The sequence below is a fragment of the Pectobacterium brasiliense genome, from assembly GCF_013449685.1.
Lineage (GTDB): Bacteria > Pseudomonadota > Gammaproteobacteria > Enterobacterales > Enterobacteriaceae > Pectobacterium > Pectobacterium brasiliense_A.
Genome location: NZ_JACDSF010000016.1, coordinates 63,751 through 79,034 on the forward strand (window position 1 = coordinate 63,751; position 15,284 = coordinate 79,034).

Consider the following 15,284-nt stretch of genomic DNA (forward strand, 5'->3'; position numbering starts at 1 on the left):
GTGAGTTAGATCTCGCCCTGATTGCTGCTATCCCTCGCTTCTGCACGTATTGCGGCATCATTCAATTGCCGTGCCAGCGACGATACGCTGCTTTTATCTTTTGTTGTTGATTCATTTGAGGAGACGGATGACGTCGTTTTGTTCGACGTGTTGCCTGTTACCGCAGATGAGTTTGTTTTTTCCGTATCTCTAACATCAATGCTTTTGGTGGCGGGAAGGTTATTTAAATTAATCATCTTCAGGTTTCCAGGTAGCAGGCTGATATCTGGGCGTTGTGTTCGTACCATAGGGCGGAATACAGCGTCTGTGCACTGTAGCCATAAGATTCAGACAAACCGCGATATGGGTATTAGTATAAAATCGGCAATTGAATTAAATAACTTTAATTTTTTGTGGTTATTTTGAAATAGATTTATAGCCCATATTGATATATTTGGTGCGCTATTTTACTGAGTTTATTATTATTCAATTCCAGTGATGTTTCATTTTAATATAATTTCCATGAAATTATATTCATGGCTAATGTTTTGATATGACTATTCTGAATGCGTTAAATTTTAGCGCACTGTCTCGTGGAGTTATTAGGGAAAAACATGGTGTTGCAAACTTGTCACCGAAGCGTGATACCTGAAGCGTTTACTTGTAGACTGCTCGCACTATTCTCATTTTGCTACCCCACATCATTCGAGTGGTGAAAACGTGTCTACACCACCGACCGATATGTGACGTACGTCGACAAAAGGATTTGCCATGTCCGCCCATTCCCCATCGTTAACGTTTTATCTGGCTATTGGCCTGCTTCAGGGGCTGCTCCTCGTCGCGGCGCTGGAAATGAAAGAGGGCGCTCTTCAGGGAATGCTCATAACGATAGCGGTGGTTGGCGGCATCAGTCTGCAATGGCTGGAACGCACTCTCTTTGTGAAAAAGACGTGGCTGTTGGCTGGCGAGTTGACCGTGCTGATGACCGCCATCAGCGGTTGGGTCCTCTGCGAAAATGGACTATTCCGTCTGCTGGATTCCTGGGTGCTGTGTGGCATCCTCCTCGGCTATATCTGCTCAAGACGGTTAGGATCGGTGACCAGAATATGGAGATTACGTATCCCTGATTCCACCCTACGTTAGGTATTACTTATTGATTCGATAAAGACAACGGATTGGTGATAACGATCACGTTTCTGTACTTTAGCCACATGCGAAAACACATGAGGATAAAGTGATGTCAGTAATCAATACCCAAGTTAAACCATTCAAAAACATGGCTTTCAAAGACGGTCAATTCATTGAGGTGACAGAGAAGAACATCGAAGGCAAATGGAGCGTGTTCTTCTTCTATCCGGCTGACTTTACGTTCGTCTGCCCGACCGAACTGGGTGATGTCGCTGACCACTACGACGAATTCCAACAGCGTGGCGTGGAAATTTACTCTGTTTCCACCGACACCCACTTCACGCACAAAGCGTGGCACAGCAGCTCTGAAACCATCGGCAAAATCAAATACACCATGATCGGTGACCCAACGGGCCAACTGACGCGTAACTTTGAAAACATGCGCGAAGCAGAAGGTCTGGCCGATCGCGGTACATTCATCGTTGACCCACAGGGCATCATCCAGGCGGTAGAAATCACGGCGGAAGGTATTGGCCGTGATGCCTCTGACCTGCTGCGTAAAGTGAAAGCGGCGCAGTACGTGGCTTCTCACCCAGGCGAAGTGTGCCCAGCCAAGTGGAAAGAAGGCGAGGCTACGCTGGCACCGTCTCTGGATCTGGTTGGCAAAATCTAAGCTGACACCTCGGAAAATATGACTGTTTTGTCGGGTGCATTGCACCCGATTTTTCTGGCCCGGCTTTTTGGGGCCAGCACCCCCGCACGATTTTGTTTTTGTACCACCTTGCCTAATTAAGGACGACCGATGCTCGACAATACGATGAAAGTCCAGTTGAAAGCCTATCTGGAAAAATTAACCAAACCTGTTGAGTTGATTGCGACTCTGGATGACTCTGCTAAATCTGCTGAAGTCAGAACCCTGCTGGCTGAGATTGCTGAGCTGTCCGATCGGGTAAGTTTTATTGAAAAGAATGACTTGGCAGTACGTAAGCCTTCATTCCTGATTACCAATCCAGATTCCCAAAGTGGCCCGCGTTTTGCCGGTGCGCCAATGGGACACGAATTTACCTCCCTGATTCTGGCGTTATTGCAGGTGGGCGGTCATCCGTCGAAAGAAGCGAAAGAATTACTCGATCAAATCCGCCATCTTGACGGTTCATTCCACTTTGAAACGTATTACTCACTGTCCTGCCACAACTGCCCGGACGTGGTGCAGGCGCTGAATTTAATGGCGGTCTTGAATCCAAATATCACCCATACCGCGATTGACGGCGGCGTGTTCCAGGATGAGATCCAAAGCCGTAATGTCATGGGCGTTCCGACCGTTTTCCTGAACGGCGAGCACTTTAGTCAGGGGCGCACGAGCCTGGCTGAGATTGTGACGAAAATCGATACTGGCGCGGTTGCCAAACAAGTTGAGAAGCTGAACCAACGTGACGTCTATGATGTGTTAATCATCGGTAGCGGCCCTGCGGGCGCAGCGGCGGCGGTCTATTCGGCGCGTAAAGGTATCCGCACCGGTTTGGTCGGTGAGCGTTTTGGTGGTCAGGTGCTGGATACCGTTGATATCGAAAACTACATTTCCGTTCCGAAAACGGAAGGAGCCAAATTGGCAACTGCGCTGAAGAGCCATGTTGATGACTACGATGTTGACGTGATCGACGCGCAGAGCGCAGAAGCCCTAATTCCTGGCGGCGAACCGGGTAAACCGCATCAGGTGATTACCGTATCCGGTGCGACATTGAAAGCACGCAGTGTGATCATTGCGACCGGCGCGCGCTGGAGAAACATGAATGTACCTGGCGAAGATCAGTACCGTACGCGCGGTGTAACATACTGTCCGCACTGTGATGGTCCGCTGTTTAAAGGCAAGCACGTCGCGGTGATTGGTGGCGGAAACTCCGGTGTCGAAGCGGCTATCGATCTGGCTGGTGTGGTGAAACACGTCACGTTGCTTGAGTTTGCGCCGGAACTGAAAGCGGATTCGGTATTACAGGAGAAAGTACGTAGCTTGCCAAACGTTGACATCATCCTGAATGCGCAAACCACGGAAGTGAAAGGTGATGGACAGAAGGTGACGGGGCTGAGCTACAAAGATCGTCTTACCGATACGGTGCATGATTTAGCGCTGGAAGGGATCTTCGTACAAATTGGCCTGCTGCCTAACACCCACTGGCTGGAAGGTACGGTAGCCAGAAACCGCATCGGTGAAATTGAGATCGATGCCAAGTGCGAAACCAGCGTGAAAGGGATCTTTGCTGCCGGCGACTGTACGACGGTGCCGTACAAGCAGATCATTATCGCGACGGGTGAAGGCGCAAAAGCGTCCTTGAGCGCCTTTGACTACCTGATCAGAACCCGTGCATAACGTCGGTCTGTTGAGGACGACGGCGGATATATTGGCCATCCTTCTGTTTCTCTGACGACGATCTTAACGTTCCACGCGGCGATGCTTCATAGAAGTGTCGCTGCGTTTTTGTTTTTGATCGTAAAATTTTTCTTTCGATCGTAAAAAGTAGATCTCAGCCCTTGCTAAAGGACAATAAGAAATTCATAATGCTCGCCGCTTTGTGCTGCTGCCCGTTTTTTACTGTCTACATAGCATCCTATTTCGAGCGCAGGCGTTACCTCAATCCACATCATTTTTTATCAGTTAATACAAAAAATCATATTCTTCTTAACAGACTTATCCACAGGCTGTCGGTTGGTTATTTATTAATCGCGCTATGTTATTGATAAAATACTGTAGAGTATCTTATTGATATCTATTTATAAATTTTACTTATAAAACGCGATAACTATCGCTTGTACTTTTTGTGACAGTTGATTGGCAACGGTTTTTTTTATTTATTCACAGCGCGCGCGACAAACTGATGACAAGAGTTTGAGTGGCTCACGCATCACGCGGTAATCCTTTCTCGACTGCACGAATAAGTCGTTTTTTTTGTGTGGATTGGACGTCGATTCCCAGTGATGCACGACGTTCCAACTGCTGATGAACTGCCCAGTGGATATGTTCATCCAACAGTTCGCTTTCACCCAGACGGGCTTGCAGCGCCAGTACGATACTATCCTGATAGGGGGCATTCCCCAGTGCGACGGCAATATTGCGTAGCCAGCGGAGATGGCCGATGCGCCGGATCGGCGACCCTTCCGTAATGCGCAGAAATTTCTCTTCATTCCAGCCGAATAGTGCCAGCAGCTCTGGCGTATGCAGCGCGGCACGCGGGCTAAAATCCGCCTCGTCGGTAAGTTGTGAAAACCGATTCCACGGGCAAATCAACTGACAGTCATCACAGCCATAAATGCGATTACCCATTAGCGGACGAAATTCTTCAGGAATCGGGCCTTCCAATTCGATAGTCAGATAGGAAATGCAGCGGCGGGCATCAACGGTATAAGGTGCGACAATCGCGCCGGTTGGGCAGGTGGTCATGCAGGCGACACAGCGGCCGCACTGTTCTTCCTGTGGGCGATCGACGGGTAGGGGTAAATCGATCAGCAGTTCACCGAGAAAGAACCAGGAGCCTGCTTCTCTGTTCAGAATTAGTGAGTGTTTACCAACCCAGCCAAGCCCAGCTTTCGCAGCCAAAGGACGTTCCATAATGGGAGCGGAATCGACAAAGGGACGAAAATTCAATTCACCGCAGTATTCCTGAATCTGGTCGCCGAGTTTTTTCAGACGTTGGCGTAATAGCTTGTGGTAATCACGACCGAGCGCATAGCGGCTAACGTAGCCGAGTTCTGGGTTTTTTAAGGTACTGGCGAATGCGGCTTTGGCTGGCAGGTAATTCATACGAACACTGATGACGCGCAGTGTGCCGGGCAGCAGCTCATGCGGACGCGCTCGTAACATACCGTGGCGCGCCATCCAGTCCATTTCCCCGTGGTATTGCTTATCCAGCCAGTCCTGAAGCCGAGGTTCTTCTGCGGACAAATCCGTGTCGCAGATGCCGACCTGCTGGAACCCCAATGCCTGTCCCCATTGTTTGATGTGTTGCGCTAATTCGTTGAGATCGTAGGGGTATGACATGATGGGCCACAGAAATAAACAAGACGTGCTGATGTTACCATATTCGCGCCGCAGAGCCGATGCCCGCTGAGACGTGCGGAATGCTGGCGGTCGTTTAGGTTGCTTGCTAATTTTAAGTCATTGTAATGAAAAAATTGTAATGAAAACTAAGAGTAGATGATGACGGGTCACGACCGGAAGCGAGAGGATAAGTTGCCTGATTCGGTGTTTTACGCCGAGTGGGTGCGGCGTGAAGAAGCCAGAGCGGCTAGTGAGTCGGGGCTTTCGCTGTGGGAACTCATGCAGCGTGCGGGAGAAGCCGCGTTTCAGGTGGCTCGCCGATGCTATCCCTCAGCTCGCCGTTGGCGGGTGCTGGCTGGACACGGCAATAACGGCGGTGATGGATATGTGGTCGCCAGTCTGGCGCTGGCGGCGGGCATAGAGATAGATGTTGTTGCCTGTGTCAGCGATAAGCCGCTGCCTGATGAGGCTCATCTTGCGCGCCAGCGCTGGCGGGAGCAGGGTGGTCGTGTTCAGGACGTGAATGCGCAGGATGGTGATATACCGTGGCCGGATGGGATCGATCTTATTGTGGATGGTCTACTGGGAACCGGTCTTTCTGCTGCACCGCGTGCGCCTTATGCGGCGTTAATGACGCAGGCGAATGCCTATCCCGCTCCTATTGTTTCACTGGATATTCCTTCTGGTTTAGATGCCGAAACCGGCACCTGTGCGGGCGTTGCGATTTGCGCGGCACAGACGGTGACGTTTATCGCGCTGAAACCGGGACTACTGACTGGTCGCGCCCGTGAGCACGTCGGAACATTACATTATCATTCGTTAGGATTGCAGGCGTGGCTGGACGATCAAACCGCGCCGATACGGCGGCTGACCGCGGCGCAACTTCCCGAGTGGTTAACGCCTCGTCCAGCCGGACAGCATAAAGGTGATAACGGCAGGCTGCTGGTGGTAGGCGGTAACGTCGGCTTAGGCGGTGCGGTATTGATGGCCGCGGATGCGGCGTTACACAGCGGCGCAGGATTGGTGCGAGTGCTTACTCACAAACAGTATCAATCGGCGTTTCTCACGGTTCGGCCTGAGCTGATGGTGCAAGAATTGATGACAGAGACGCTGCGGCAGGGGCTGGAATGGGCCGATGTCGTGGTGATTGGACTCGGTTTAGGGCAGGATGAATGGGGCAAAACCGCGCTGCGTCTGGCAGAAAATTGTAACAAACCCATGTTATGGGATGCGGATGCGCTTAACCTGCTGGCAATCAATCCGCATAAGCGGCAGAATCGCGTGCTGACACCTCACCCCGGTGAGGCGGCACGTTTACTGAATTGCCGCGTCTCTGATATTGAAAGTGATCGCTTACTTGCGGCCACAAAGTTGGTAAAACGCTATGGCGGCGTTGTCGTATTGAAAGGTGCGGGAACGGTGATTGCCAGCGAGCGAGACGAGGTTGCCATTGCTGATGTGGGAAACCCCGGCATGGCGACAGGCGGCATGGGTGATGTGCTGTCGGGTATCGTTGGCGGTTTGCTGGCGCAAAAGCTCTCGCTGTATGATGCTGCCTGTGCAGGGTGTGTCGTTCACGGTGCGGCGGCCGATTGGCTGGCAGCGCGACGTGGCACCCGCGGTATGCTGGCAACCGATTTACTGCCTGTGCTGTTCCGATATGTTAATCCCGAGCGGGTGTTTCCAGAGCTGATGCTTTCAGAACCTATGTTTTTAGAACAATAGATAGAATGAAAAAAATAGTCTTACTTCTGCCGGATGAGGCAGCAACGATCTCGTTAGGTACGGCGCTGGCGAAAGCCTGTGACGGTGCTTGTGTTATCCACCTTTATGGCGACCTCGGTGCGGGAAAAACGACGTTTAGTCGCGGTTTCCTACAGGCGCGCGGTCATCAGGGCAATGTTAAAAGCCCCACTTATACGCTGGTCGAGCCCTATGCGTTATCGCCGCTGGCGGTCTACCACTTTGATCTCTATCGACTGGCCGATCCGGAAGAGTTGGAGTTTATGGGGATCCGCGATTATCTGACACAGGATGCCATCTGCTTGATTGAATGGCCTCAGCAGGGCGCTGGCGTGCTGCCCGATGCGGATATCGAACTGCATTTACGCTATCAGGATCAGGGTCGACAGGCTGAACTGTCCGCTGTTTCTGCGGCAGGAGACGCGATGTTACAACGTTTTTCTCTTCAGCCAGGAACAACAGGATCATGATGAGTCGTATGGTTACGCTGTTCATCGGCGTGTGGCTGTTGCTGGCAGGGACGGCGTGGGCGGCCAACTTGTCGGACATTAAGGTAGACAATGCCTCAGGTCAGGCCACGGTGCGCCTGAGCTTTAGCGGTCAGCCTATTTATGCTTTTTTCCCACTCAGTAACCCGGCCAGAGTGGTGATTGATATTCGTCAGACTGGCGTCATTCAAGGGCTGCCGTTGGATTTCAGCGGGCAAAATCTGATTAAGCGTGTGCGCACCAGTAACGCGCAGGACGCACAAAGCCTGCGTTTGGTGCTGGATTTGACTCAGGCGGCTAAAACGCGGGCGGTGACGCAAAAAGAAGGATCGGGTTACGTTGTGGTTTTCACCATCACTGGTGATAAAGCAAAAACGGTGCAAACCTCAGCGCCTCCGGCTTCACGTCAGCAAAATAGCGCGCCGGCAGAACCGGCTAAAAATCCGTTTAGCAACAAATCGACTGTTGCCGTCGATACCCGTTCGTCATCTACCCGCGTGTCAGCACGACAGGGGAATGAGCGCATCGTTGTGGCAATTGATGCTGGGCACGGCGGGCAGGACCCAGGGGCGATTGGTACGAACGGGCTGCGGGAGAAAAATGTCACCATTTCTATCGCGCGTAAGTTACAAGCCTTACTGAATAATGATCCGGCCTTTAAAGGTGTGCTGACGCGTGACGGCGACTACTTTATCTCCGTCATGGGGCGCTCGGACGTGGCGCGTAAGCAGGGCGCGAACCTATTAGTGTCGATTCACGCGGATGCGGCACCGAACCGCAATGCGAAAGGGGCATCTGTTTGGGTACTGTCCAACCGTCGTGCGAACAGTGAAATGGCAAACTGGCTGGAGCAGCATGAGAAGCAGTCTGAACTGTTGGGCGGCGCGGGCGATCTACTGGCAAACAGCAGCGCGGATCCTTACCTCAGTCAGGCGGTACTGGATCTGCAATTTGGTCACTCTCAGCGGGTGGGGTATGACGTCGCGACCAAGGTGCTGCGTGAGCTCCAGCGCGTCGGGGGGCTGCATAAACGACTGCCTGAGCACGCGAGTTTGGGCGTGTTGCGCTCGCCGGATATTCCTTCTCTACTGGTGGAAACCGGGTTTATCACCAATGTCTCGGAAGAGCGGCTGTTGGGGAGCAACGACTATCAGGAAAAAATCGCCAATGCGATTTATCAGGGGCTGGGAAGTTACTTCCAAACTCACCCGATGCAATCCCTCCCAAAGCAGGAAAGCCGCCCACTACAGTCGGCGGCAAGTGATAGAGCAACGTCGGGTGGTAACGTAACCGCAGCAAAAGCGAGTGCGGGCAGCACGCGTCATACCGTTGCACGTGGTGAAACGCTCTCTTCCATTGCCCGGAATTATGGCGTCAGCCTCGCGGCTATGCGTGACGTGAATAAGCTGAACAAGGACATCGTCTGGGTTGGGCAGCGCCTGAATATTCCGGCTACTGGGACGAGGCAGACAGCATCAACACCTGCGCCTAAAAAGGCAGTGCCGGTGAAGCATAAGGTCGTAAAGGGTGATAGCCTGAGTGCGATTGCTGCCCGTTACGGTGTCAGCATGAAAGAGATCCAACAGGCGAATAATATGCGCTCCGGCACGGTACAACTGGGTCAAACGCTAGTTATTCCGTCTGCCTGATTCTTCATGCTGACGATGTCGATAGATTGAGGATAGTAAGAGGGATACGCCATGCCGATTCAGGTGTTGCCACCGCAACTGGCTAACCAGATCGCTGCCGGAGAAGTGGTTGAGCGTCCGGCTTCGGTCGTGAAGGAGCTGGTGGAAAACAGTCTGGATGCAGGTGCGACCCGGATTGATATCGACATCGAGCGCGGCGGCGCGAAGCTGATCCGTATTCGTGACAATGGCTCGGGGATTGGAAAGGATGAATTAACGCTGGCGCTGGCGCGTCATGCGACCAGCAAAATCGCCACGCTCGACGATCTGGAAGCCATCGTGAGTATGGGTTTTCGCGGCGAAGCGCTGGCAAGTATCAGTTCCGTCTCTCGTCTAACCCTGACATCGCGCACCGCTGAACAATCCGAAGCCTGGCAGGCCTACGCCGAAGGGCGTGACATGGCAGTGACGGTTAAACCCGCGGCTCACCCTGTGGGCACCACGCTGGAAGTGCTGGATCTGTTTTATAACACGCCCGCCCGCCGTAAATTTATGCGCACCGAAAAAACCGAATTCACCCATATTGATGAGGTGGTGCGCCGCATCGCGCTGGCGCGTTTCGATGTCGCCATCACGCTGCATCATAACGGTAAGCTGATGCGGCAGTATCGTGCTGCGCCGGATAAAAGCCAGTATGAACGCCGTTTGGGCAGCATCTGCGGGGCGACGTTCCTGCAACATGCGCTGGCAGTGTCATGGCAACACGGCGATCTCACCATTCATGGTTGGGTGGCCGATCCGGTTGGAGCCAAGCAACTGCCTGATATGCAGTATTGCTACGTGAACCAGCGCATGATGCGTGACCGGCTGATTAATCATGCCATTCGGCAGGCCTATCAGGATCAGCTTAGTGACGAGCAGCAGCCCGCCTATGTGCTGTATCTGGAGATCGACCCGCATCAGGTGGATGTCAATGTGCATCCTGCCAAGCACGAAGTTCGATTCCATCAGGCGCGTCTGGTGCATGACTTCATCTATCAGGCGGTGATGTCCGTTCTGCAACAGGCATCCTCACCGGCGCTCGGCATAACAGAGCCGGAGACCGGGAAACCCGTGCAATGGCAGCAGGAAAACCGCACTGCCGCCGGTGAAAACCATTTTGCCCAGCCGTCACGTACCGATAGTTCGCCGTCGTATGGTGGGAAAACGCCGCGCGCGAGCCATTCTGGTCAGGCGAGAGAATCTGCTTATTCCGGCTATCAACCAGAGAATCCGTACCAGAAGAAGCAGGGTGATCTGTATAAGGCGCTGCTGCAACCAGCGGATAATGCAGCAAGTGTACCACCGTCGTCTGGCGAGCGTATTTCTGCACCGTCGAGTCACGTTATGTCGCCGGATAGGGTTGTCCCATCCACGGTATCGCATGACGTACCACCAAATCGAACCGTAACGGACACTGCAGCGAGCAATAACAGGCAACGTGCGCTGGTTGAATCACCGCTGGAAAGCCAATCAAACGGTTTTGGGCGGGTATTGACGGTTTATCCGCCGTGCTACGCGCTGCTGGAGTACCATAAGGGATTGGCGATGCTGTCGCTTTCCGTTGCTGAACGCTATCTGAAAGCGGTGCAGTTGACGCCGCCGGAAGAAGGGTTGCGGGCGCAACCGTTGCTGATTCCGCAGCGCCTGACGTTGAGTAAATCCGAGCTGAATGTTTTGTCCGCCCATCACGCTTTGCTGGCGCGTTTTGGTATTGATGTCGTGGTTGAGTCACAGCGTGCCACATTGCGTGCCGTACCTTTACCATTGCGCCAACAAAATTTACAAAACTTGATCTCCGAACTGATAGGCTATCTGCCCGACTATCAGACGGTTGAGACACAGCAGGTGGAACCTGGCGAATTGGCGTCGTGGATGGCAACGCGATTGCAGAGTGAGCAGGAAAGCTGGAGTCATTCTCAGGCCATACAATTACTGGCGGATGTCGAGCGGCTTTGTCCGCAGTTGGCGAAAACGCCGCCGTCTGAACTTTTATATATGATGGACATCCATGATGCCATCAAGGCTTTAAAGCATGAGTGATGTAGAAAAAGCGTCGTTGCCGCCCGCCATTTTTATCATGGGGCCAACGGCGTCAGGAAAAACGGCATTGGCAATGGCGTTACGAGAATATTTGCCGGTAGAGTTGATTAGCGTAGATTCCGCCCTCATCTATAAAGGCATGGATATCGGGACTGCGAAACCGAATGCGGAAGAGCTGGCATTGGCACCGCATCGGTTAATCGACATTCTCGACCCAGCGGAATCTTATTCTGCGGCCGATTTTCGCCGCGATGCGCTACGTGAGATGGCAGACATTACCGCTGCCGGGCGCATTCCCCTCCTGATTGGGGGGACGATGCTGTATTTCAAGGCGCTGCTGGAGGGGCTTTCTCCTCTGCCTTCAGCCGATGCTGCCGTGCGCCAGCGTATTGAAGAACAGGCAAAAGAAATCGGCTGGGAAGCGATGCATCGGCAGCTCAGTGAGATCGATCCGGTAGCAGCAATTCGGATTCATCCAAATGATCCGCAGAGACTCTCGCGAGCACTGGAAGTTTTTTTCGTTTCAGGTAACACTTTAACTGAACTGACAAAAACGTCTGGCGACGCGCTGCCCTATCAGGTTCATCAGTTTGCTATCGCCCCGGCGACGCGTGAATTGTTGCATGAGCGGATTGAACAGCGCTTTCATCAGATGTTGGCGGCAGGTTTTGAGACAGAAGCCCGGACATTGTTTGCCCGGCATGACCTTCATACGGATATGCCCTCTATTCGTTGCGTTGGTTATCGCCAGATGTGGTCATATTTATCCGGTGAAATTGATTACGATGAGATGGTTTATCGGGGAATTTGTGCGACGCGTCAGTTAGCGAAGCGTCAAATGACCTGGCTGCGCGGTTGGGATGATGTCTGCTGGCTGGATAGCGAAAAACCAACTGAAGCACTGGATAAAGTCATACACTTTAAATAATTTAAGTTTCAGGCAGGCGGCAAGGGAAGGAGTCCCGATGAGCTTACTCAGGTAAGTGATTCGGGTGAGTGAACGCAGCCAACGCACATGCAACTTGAAGTATGACGAGTGGACAGGTTGTTAGTGCATAGGTTGAGTGATTGTGTACAATCGGTGAGTCTCGGCGTGCAAGTTCTTTTACACCGTTATTTTAGAGCCGTAGGGTTCTTTGTTACAAACAACATACAAATAAGGAAAATATAGAATGGCTAAGGGGCAATCTTTGCAAGATCCGTTCTTGAACGCTTTGCGTCGTGAACGTGTTCCGGTTTCGATTTATTTGGTGAACGGTATTAAGTTGCAAGGTCAGATCGAATCTTTCGATCAGTTCGTGATTTTGTTGAAAAACACGGTAAGTCAGATGGTTTATAAGCACGCCATCTCTACAGTTGTTCCCTCTCGCCCAGTCTCTCACCATAGCAATAATCCAGGCGGCGGTAGCAATTATCACGGTAACAACACGGCGGCTTCGCAGCAGTCGCAGGAAGCTGATGACGCCGAATAAGGCGTATTGTCAATTCACCACGGCGCGGGAGAGCTGGACGCATCGCTCGGTTCCTTCGCTGTGGTGTTTTTTGCTCGTTTGAGAGGTTACTCGCTTGTTTGACCGTTATGAATCAGGTGAACGGGCTATATTAGTTCATATTTTCTTTTCGCAAGATAGAGATACGGAAGATCTGCTGGAGTTTGAATCTCTGGTTTCTTCTGCCGGTATTGAATCTTTGCAGGTTGTTACTGGCAGCCGCAAGTCGCCTCACCCCAAGTATTTTGTCGGGGAAGGCAAAGCTGAAGAAATTGCTCAGGCAGTAAAAGAAACGGGCGCGTTTGTCGTGCTGTTTGATCATGCGCTTACGCCTGCTCAGGAACGTAATCTGGAGCGTTTGTGCGAGTGCCGGGTGATAGACCGTACCGGACTGATTTTAGATATTTTTGCCCAGCGTGCGCGTACGCACGAGGGGAAATTACAGGTAGAACTGGCACAGCTGCGCCACCTTGCGACCCGACTGGTTCGCGGCTGGACGCACCTTGAACGTCAGAAAGGCGGTATCGGTTTGCGTGGCCCGGGTGAAACCCAGCTTGAAACCGACCGTCGTTTATTGCGTAACCGTATCATGCAGATACTGTCGCGTCTTGAACGGGTAGAAAAACAGCGTGAACAAGGGCGCCGGTCGCGGGTTCGTGCCGATGTCCCCACCGTTTCGCTGGTGGGCTATACCAACGCGGGTAAATCCACGCTGTTTAACACGATTACATCGGCGGGCGTCTATGCCGCCGATCAGTTATTTGCCACACTGGATCCAACATTGCGCCGCATTCAAGTGGATGATGTGGGTGATACGGTGCTGGCGGATACCGTAGGTTTTATCCGGCAGTTGCCCCACGATTTGGTGGCTGCGTTTAAGGCTACATTACAGGAAACACGTCAGGCCTCGCTGCTGCTGCACGTTGTTGATGCTGCCGATCCTCGTCTTGACGAGAACATTGAAGCGGTTGATGACGTATTGGCGGAAATTGAGGCGGACGAAATACCTGCGCTGTTGGTAATGAACAAGATTGATATGCTGGATGATTTCGTTCCGCGTATCGATCGCAACGAAGAGAACCTACCGGTACGGGTCTGGCTTTCAGCACAGACCGGCGACGGTATTCCGTTGCTATTTCAGGCATTGACTGAGCGGCTTTCTGGGGAAATCGCACAACATACCTTGCATCTTCCCCCGCAGGCAGGACGCTTGCGTAGTCGTTTTTACCAGCTTCAGGCAATAGAAAAAGAATGGATTGAAGAGGATGGGCAAATTGGTTTGGTTATTCGTATGCCTATTGCTGACTGGCACCGCCTCTGCAAAAAAGAGCAGGAACTGCTGGACTATATTGTCTGATTTGACTGGCATAAACAGTCTGAGCGGTGAAATAGTCTGACGGACTCTGGGATATTGAACCTGAAGAACACCTATCATAAAGAATGGAGCTAAAACATGGCGTGGAATCAGCCCGGTAATAACGGACAAGACCGCGACCCGTGGGGGAGCAGCAGCAATAATGGCGGCAACTCTGGCGGAAATAACAATAAAGGTGGCCGAGATCAGGGGCCGCCGGATCTGGACGACATCTTCCGTAAACTGAGCAAAAAACTCGGCGATCTGGGTGGCGGAAAAGGTTCAGGCTCAAGCAACAGCGGAAATTCTGGCGGCCCAGCACTGGGTGGCCGGATCGTCGGTATCGCTGCCGTCGCTGCGGTTGTCATCTGGGCTGCTACTGGTTTCTATACCATTAAAGAAGCGGAACGCGGTGTCGTCACGCGCTTTGGTAAATTCAGCCATTTGGTTGGTCCGGGTCTTAACTGGAAACCGACCTTCATCGATTCAGTTCGTGCGGTGAACGTTGAATCGGTGCGTGAATTGGCGACGTCGGGTGTGATGTTGACGTCAGATGAAAACGTCGTGCGCGTTGAAATGAACGTGCAGTATCGTGTCACGCAGCCAGAACAATATCTGTTCAGTGTAACCAATGCGGATGACAGCCTGCGTCAGGCAACTGACAGTGCGCTGCGTGGTGTTATTGGTAAATACACGATGGACAAAATTTTGACGGAAGGCCGTACCATTGTGCGTACGGATACTCAGCGTGTACTGGAAGAAACCGTTCGTCCGTACAACATGGGTATCACGCTGCTGGACGTCAACTTCCAGACCGCACGTCCGCCGGAAGAAGTGAAGGCCGCGTTTGATGATGCGATTGCCGCACGTGAAAACGAACAGCAATATATTCGTGAAGCGGAAGCCTACGCGAACGAAGTTCAGCCGCGTGCTAACGGTCAGGCGCAACGTATTCTGGAAGAGTCTCGCGCTTATAAAACCCGTACCGTTCTAGAAGCTCAGGGTGAAGTTGCCCGTTTTGCCAGAGTCTTACCGGAATATAAAGCTGCACCAGAAATCACCCGTGAGCGTTTGTATATCGAAACGATGGAACGCGTACTGAGCCATACCCGTAAAGTTCTGGTCAATGACAAGGGGGGCAACCTGATGGTGCTGCCGTTGGATCAGATGCTGCGTGGACAAGGCGGTGAAAATACGCAAAGCAATAACAGCAGCAGCGCTAACCCACTGCGTTTGCCTGGCAACAGCAGCGGTGCGACGAATAGCAATCAAACGCGCAGCAGTAACAATGGAAATATCATGGATCAGCGCAGAGCAAATGCGCAGCGTGATGACTTCACTCGAGTAGGGAGAGAATAATCG

General features: G+C 52.3%; 13 protein-coding genes. 11 read left to right on the forward strand and 2 right to left on the reverse strand.

The window, feature by feature from the left end; translation table 11 throughout:
- Window positions 1-5: 5 nt before the first annotated feature.
- On the reverse strand, window positions 6-236 hold the full coding sequence (locus H0248_RS06755) for a hypothetical protein (RefSeq protein ID WP_240345907.1): 231 nt from the start codon (window positions 234-236) through the stop codon (window positions 6-8).
- Between the two features lie 514 nt (window positions 237-750).
- Here H0248_RS06755 and H0248_RS06760 point away from each other — a divergent pair.
- The 3 genes from H0248_RS06760 (at window position 751) to ahpF (ending at window position 3,472) form a co-directional block, all read left to right on the forward strand.
- Entirely contained in the window at window positions 751-1,122 is a 372-nt protein-coding gene (locus H0248_RS06760; protein WP_240345906.1) for a hypothetical protein, read from the forward strand.
- 94 nt (window positions 1,123-1,216) lie between these two features.
- On the forward strand, window positions 1,217-1,780 hold the full coding sequence (gene ahpC, locus H0248_RS06765) for an alkyl hydroperoxide reductase subunit C (RefSeq protein WP_039278061.1): 564 nt from the start codon (window positions 1,217-1,219) through the stop codon (window positions 1,778-1,780).
- Between the two features lie 129 nt (window positions 1,781-1,909).
- Window positions 1,910-3,472 carry an alkyl hydroperoxide reductase subunit F gene (gene ahpF / locus H0248_RS06770; protein WP_180785251.1) on the forward strand — a complete coding sequence of 521 codons (1,563 nt, stop codon included), beginning with the start codon at window positions 1,910-1,912 and terminating at the stop codon, window positions 3,470-3,472.
- Window positions 3,473-3,997: 525 nt separating this feature from the next.
- Here the strand turns inward: ahpF and queG are convergent.
- Entirely contained in the window at window positions 3,998-5,137 is a 1,140-nt protein-coding gene (gene queG / locus H0248_RS06775) for a tRNA epoxyqueuosine(34) reductase QueG (protein ID WP_039317738.1), read from the reverse strand.
- Between the two features lie 156 nt (window positions 5,138-5,293).
- Here queG and nnr point away from each other — a divergent pair, with 156 nt between their 5' ends.
- From nnr to hflK, 8 genes are all read left to right on the forward strand, one after another.
- The gene (nnr, locus tag H0248_RS06780; RefSeq protein WP_180785252.1) at window positions 5,294-6,862 is read left to right on the forward strand and encodes a bifunctional ADP-dependent NAD(P)H-hydrate dehydratase/NAD(P)H-hydrate epimerase; all 1,569 of its coding nucleotides are present in this window, start codon (window positions 5,294-5,296) and stop codon (window positions 6,860-6,862) included.
- A 5-nt stretch (window positions 6,863-6,867) separates the two neighbouring features.
- A complete protein-coding gene (tsaE, locus tag H0248_RS06785) occupies window positions 6,868-7,350 on the forward strand; it encodes a tRNA (adenosine(37)-N6)-threonylcarbamoyltransferase complex ATPase subunit type 1 TsaE (protein WP_180785253.1) in 483 nt (160 codons plus the stop codon).
- Entirely contained in the window at window positions 7,347-9,017 is a 1,671-nt protein-coding gene (amiB, locus tag H0248_RS06790; RefSeq protein WP_180785254.1) for an N-acetylmuramoyl-L-alanine amidase AmiB, read from the forward strand. Before tsaE ends, amiB begins: the two co-directional genes overlap by 4 nt.
- A gap of 51 nt (window positions 9,018-9,068) precedes the next feature.
- Entirely contained in the window at window positions 9,069-11,078 is a 2,010-nt protein-coding gene (gene mutL, locus H0248_RS06795; protein WP_180785255.1) for a DNA mismatch repair endonuclease MutL, read from the forward strand.
- Window positions 11,071-12,006 (forward strand): tRNA (adenosine(37)-N6)-dimethylallyltransferase MiaA, encoded by a 936-nt coding sequence (miaA, locus tag H0248_RS06800; protein ID WP_180785256.1) that lies wholly within the window; start codon window positions 11,071-11,073, stop codon window positions 12,004-12,006. The genes mutL and miaA overlap by 8 nt, the downstream gene beginning before the upstream one ends.
- Before the next feature lie 244 nt (window positions 12,007-12,250).
- Complete coding sequence (hfq, locus tag H0248_RS06805) at window positions 12,251-12,550, forward strand: RNA chaperone Hfq (RefSeq protein WP_015841848.1); 300 nt, start codon at window positions 12,251-12,253, stop codon at window positions 12,548-12,550.
- A gap of 94 nt (window positions 12,551-12,644) precedes the next feature.
- Complete coding sequence (gene hflX, locus H0248_RS06810) at window positions 12,645-13,925, forward strand: ribosome rescue GTPase HflX (protein ID WP_180785257.1); 1,281 nt, start codon at window positions 12,645-12,647, stop codon at window positions 13,923-13,925.
- 96 nt (window positions 13,926-14,021) lie between these two features.
- The gene (gene hflK / locus H0248_RS06815; RefSeq protein WP_010285819.1) at window positions 14,022-15,281 is read left to right on the forward strand and encodes an FtsH protease activity modulator HflK; all 1,260 of its coding nucleotides are present in this window, start codon (window positions 14,022-14,024) and stop codon (window positions 15,279-15,281) included.
- Window positions 15,282-15,284: the final 3 nt, after the last annotated feature.

Excerpts from the sequence above, each read along its gene's own strand:
- nnr (WP_180785252.1), top strand. The coding sequence starts at position 5,294 with ATGATGACGGGTCACGACCGGAAGCGAGAGGATAAGTTGCCTGATTCG.
- hflK (WP_010285819.1), top strand. The coding sequence starts at position 14,022 with ATGGCGTGGAATCAGCCCGGTAATAACGGACAAGACCGCGACCCGTGG.
- ahpC (WP_039278061.1), top strand. The coding sequence starts at position 1,217 with ATGTCAGTAATCAATACCCAAGTTAAACCATTCAAAAACATGGCTTTC.
- tsaE (WP_180785253.1), top strand. The coding sequence starts at position 6,868 with ATGAAAAAAATAGTCTTACTTCTGCCGGATGAGGCAGCAACGATCTCG.
- miaA (WP_180785256.1), top strand. The coding sequence starts at position 11,071 with ATGAGTGATGTAGAAAAAGCGTCGTTGCCGCCCGCCATTTTTATCATG.
- H0248_RS06760 (WP_240345906.1), top strand. The coding sequence starts at position 751 with ATGTCCGCCCATTCCCCATCGTTAACGTTTTATCTGGCTATTGGCCTG.
- H0248_RS06755 (WP_240345907.1), bottom strand. The coding sequence starts at position 236 with ATGATTAATTTAAATAACCTTCCCGCCACCAAAAGCATTGATGTTAGA.
- ahpF (WP_180785251.1), top strand. The coding sequence starts at position 1,910 with ATGCTCGACAATACGATGAAAGTCCAGTTGAAAGCCTATCTGGAAAAA.
- hfq (WP_015841848.1), top strand. The coding sequence starts at position 12,251 with ATGGCTAAGGGGCAATCTTTGCAAGATCCGTTCTTGAACGCTTTGCGT.
- amiB (WP_180785254.1), top strand. The coding sequence starts at position 7,347 with ATGATGAGTCGTATGGTTACGCTGTTCATCGGCGTGTGGCTGTTGCTG.
- queG (WP_039317738.1), bottom strand. The coding sequence starts at position 5,137 with ATGTCATACCCCTACGATCTCAACGAATTAGCGCAACACATCAAACAA.
- mutL (WP_180785255.1), top strand. The coding sequence starts at position 9,069 with ATGCCGATTCAGGTGTTGCCACCGCAACTGGCTAACCAGATCGCTGCC.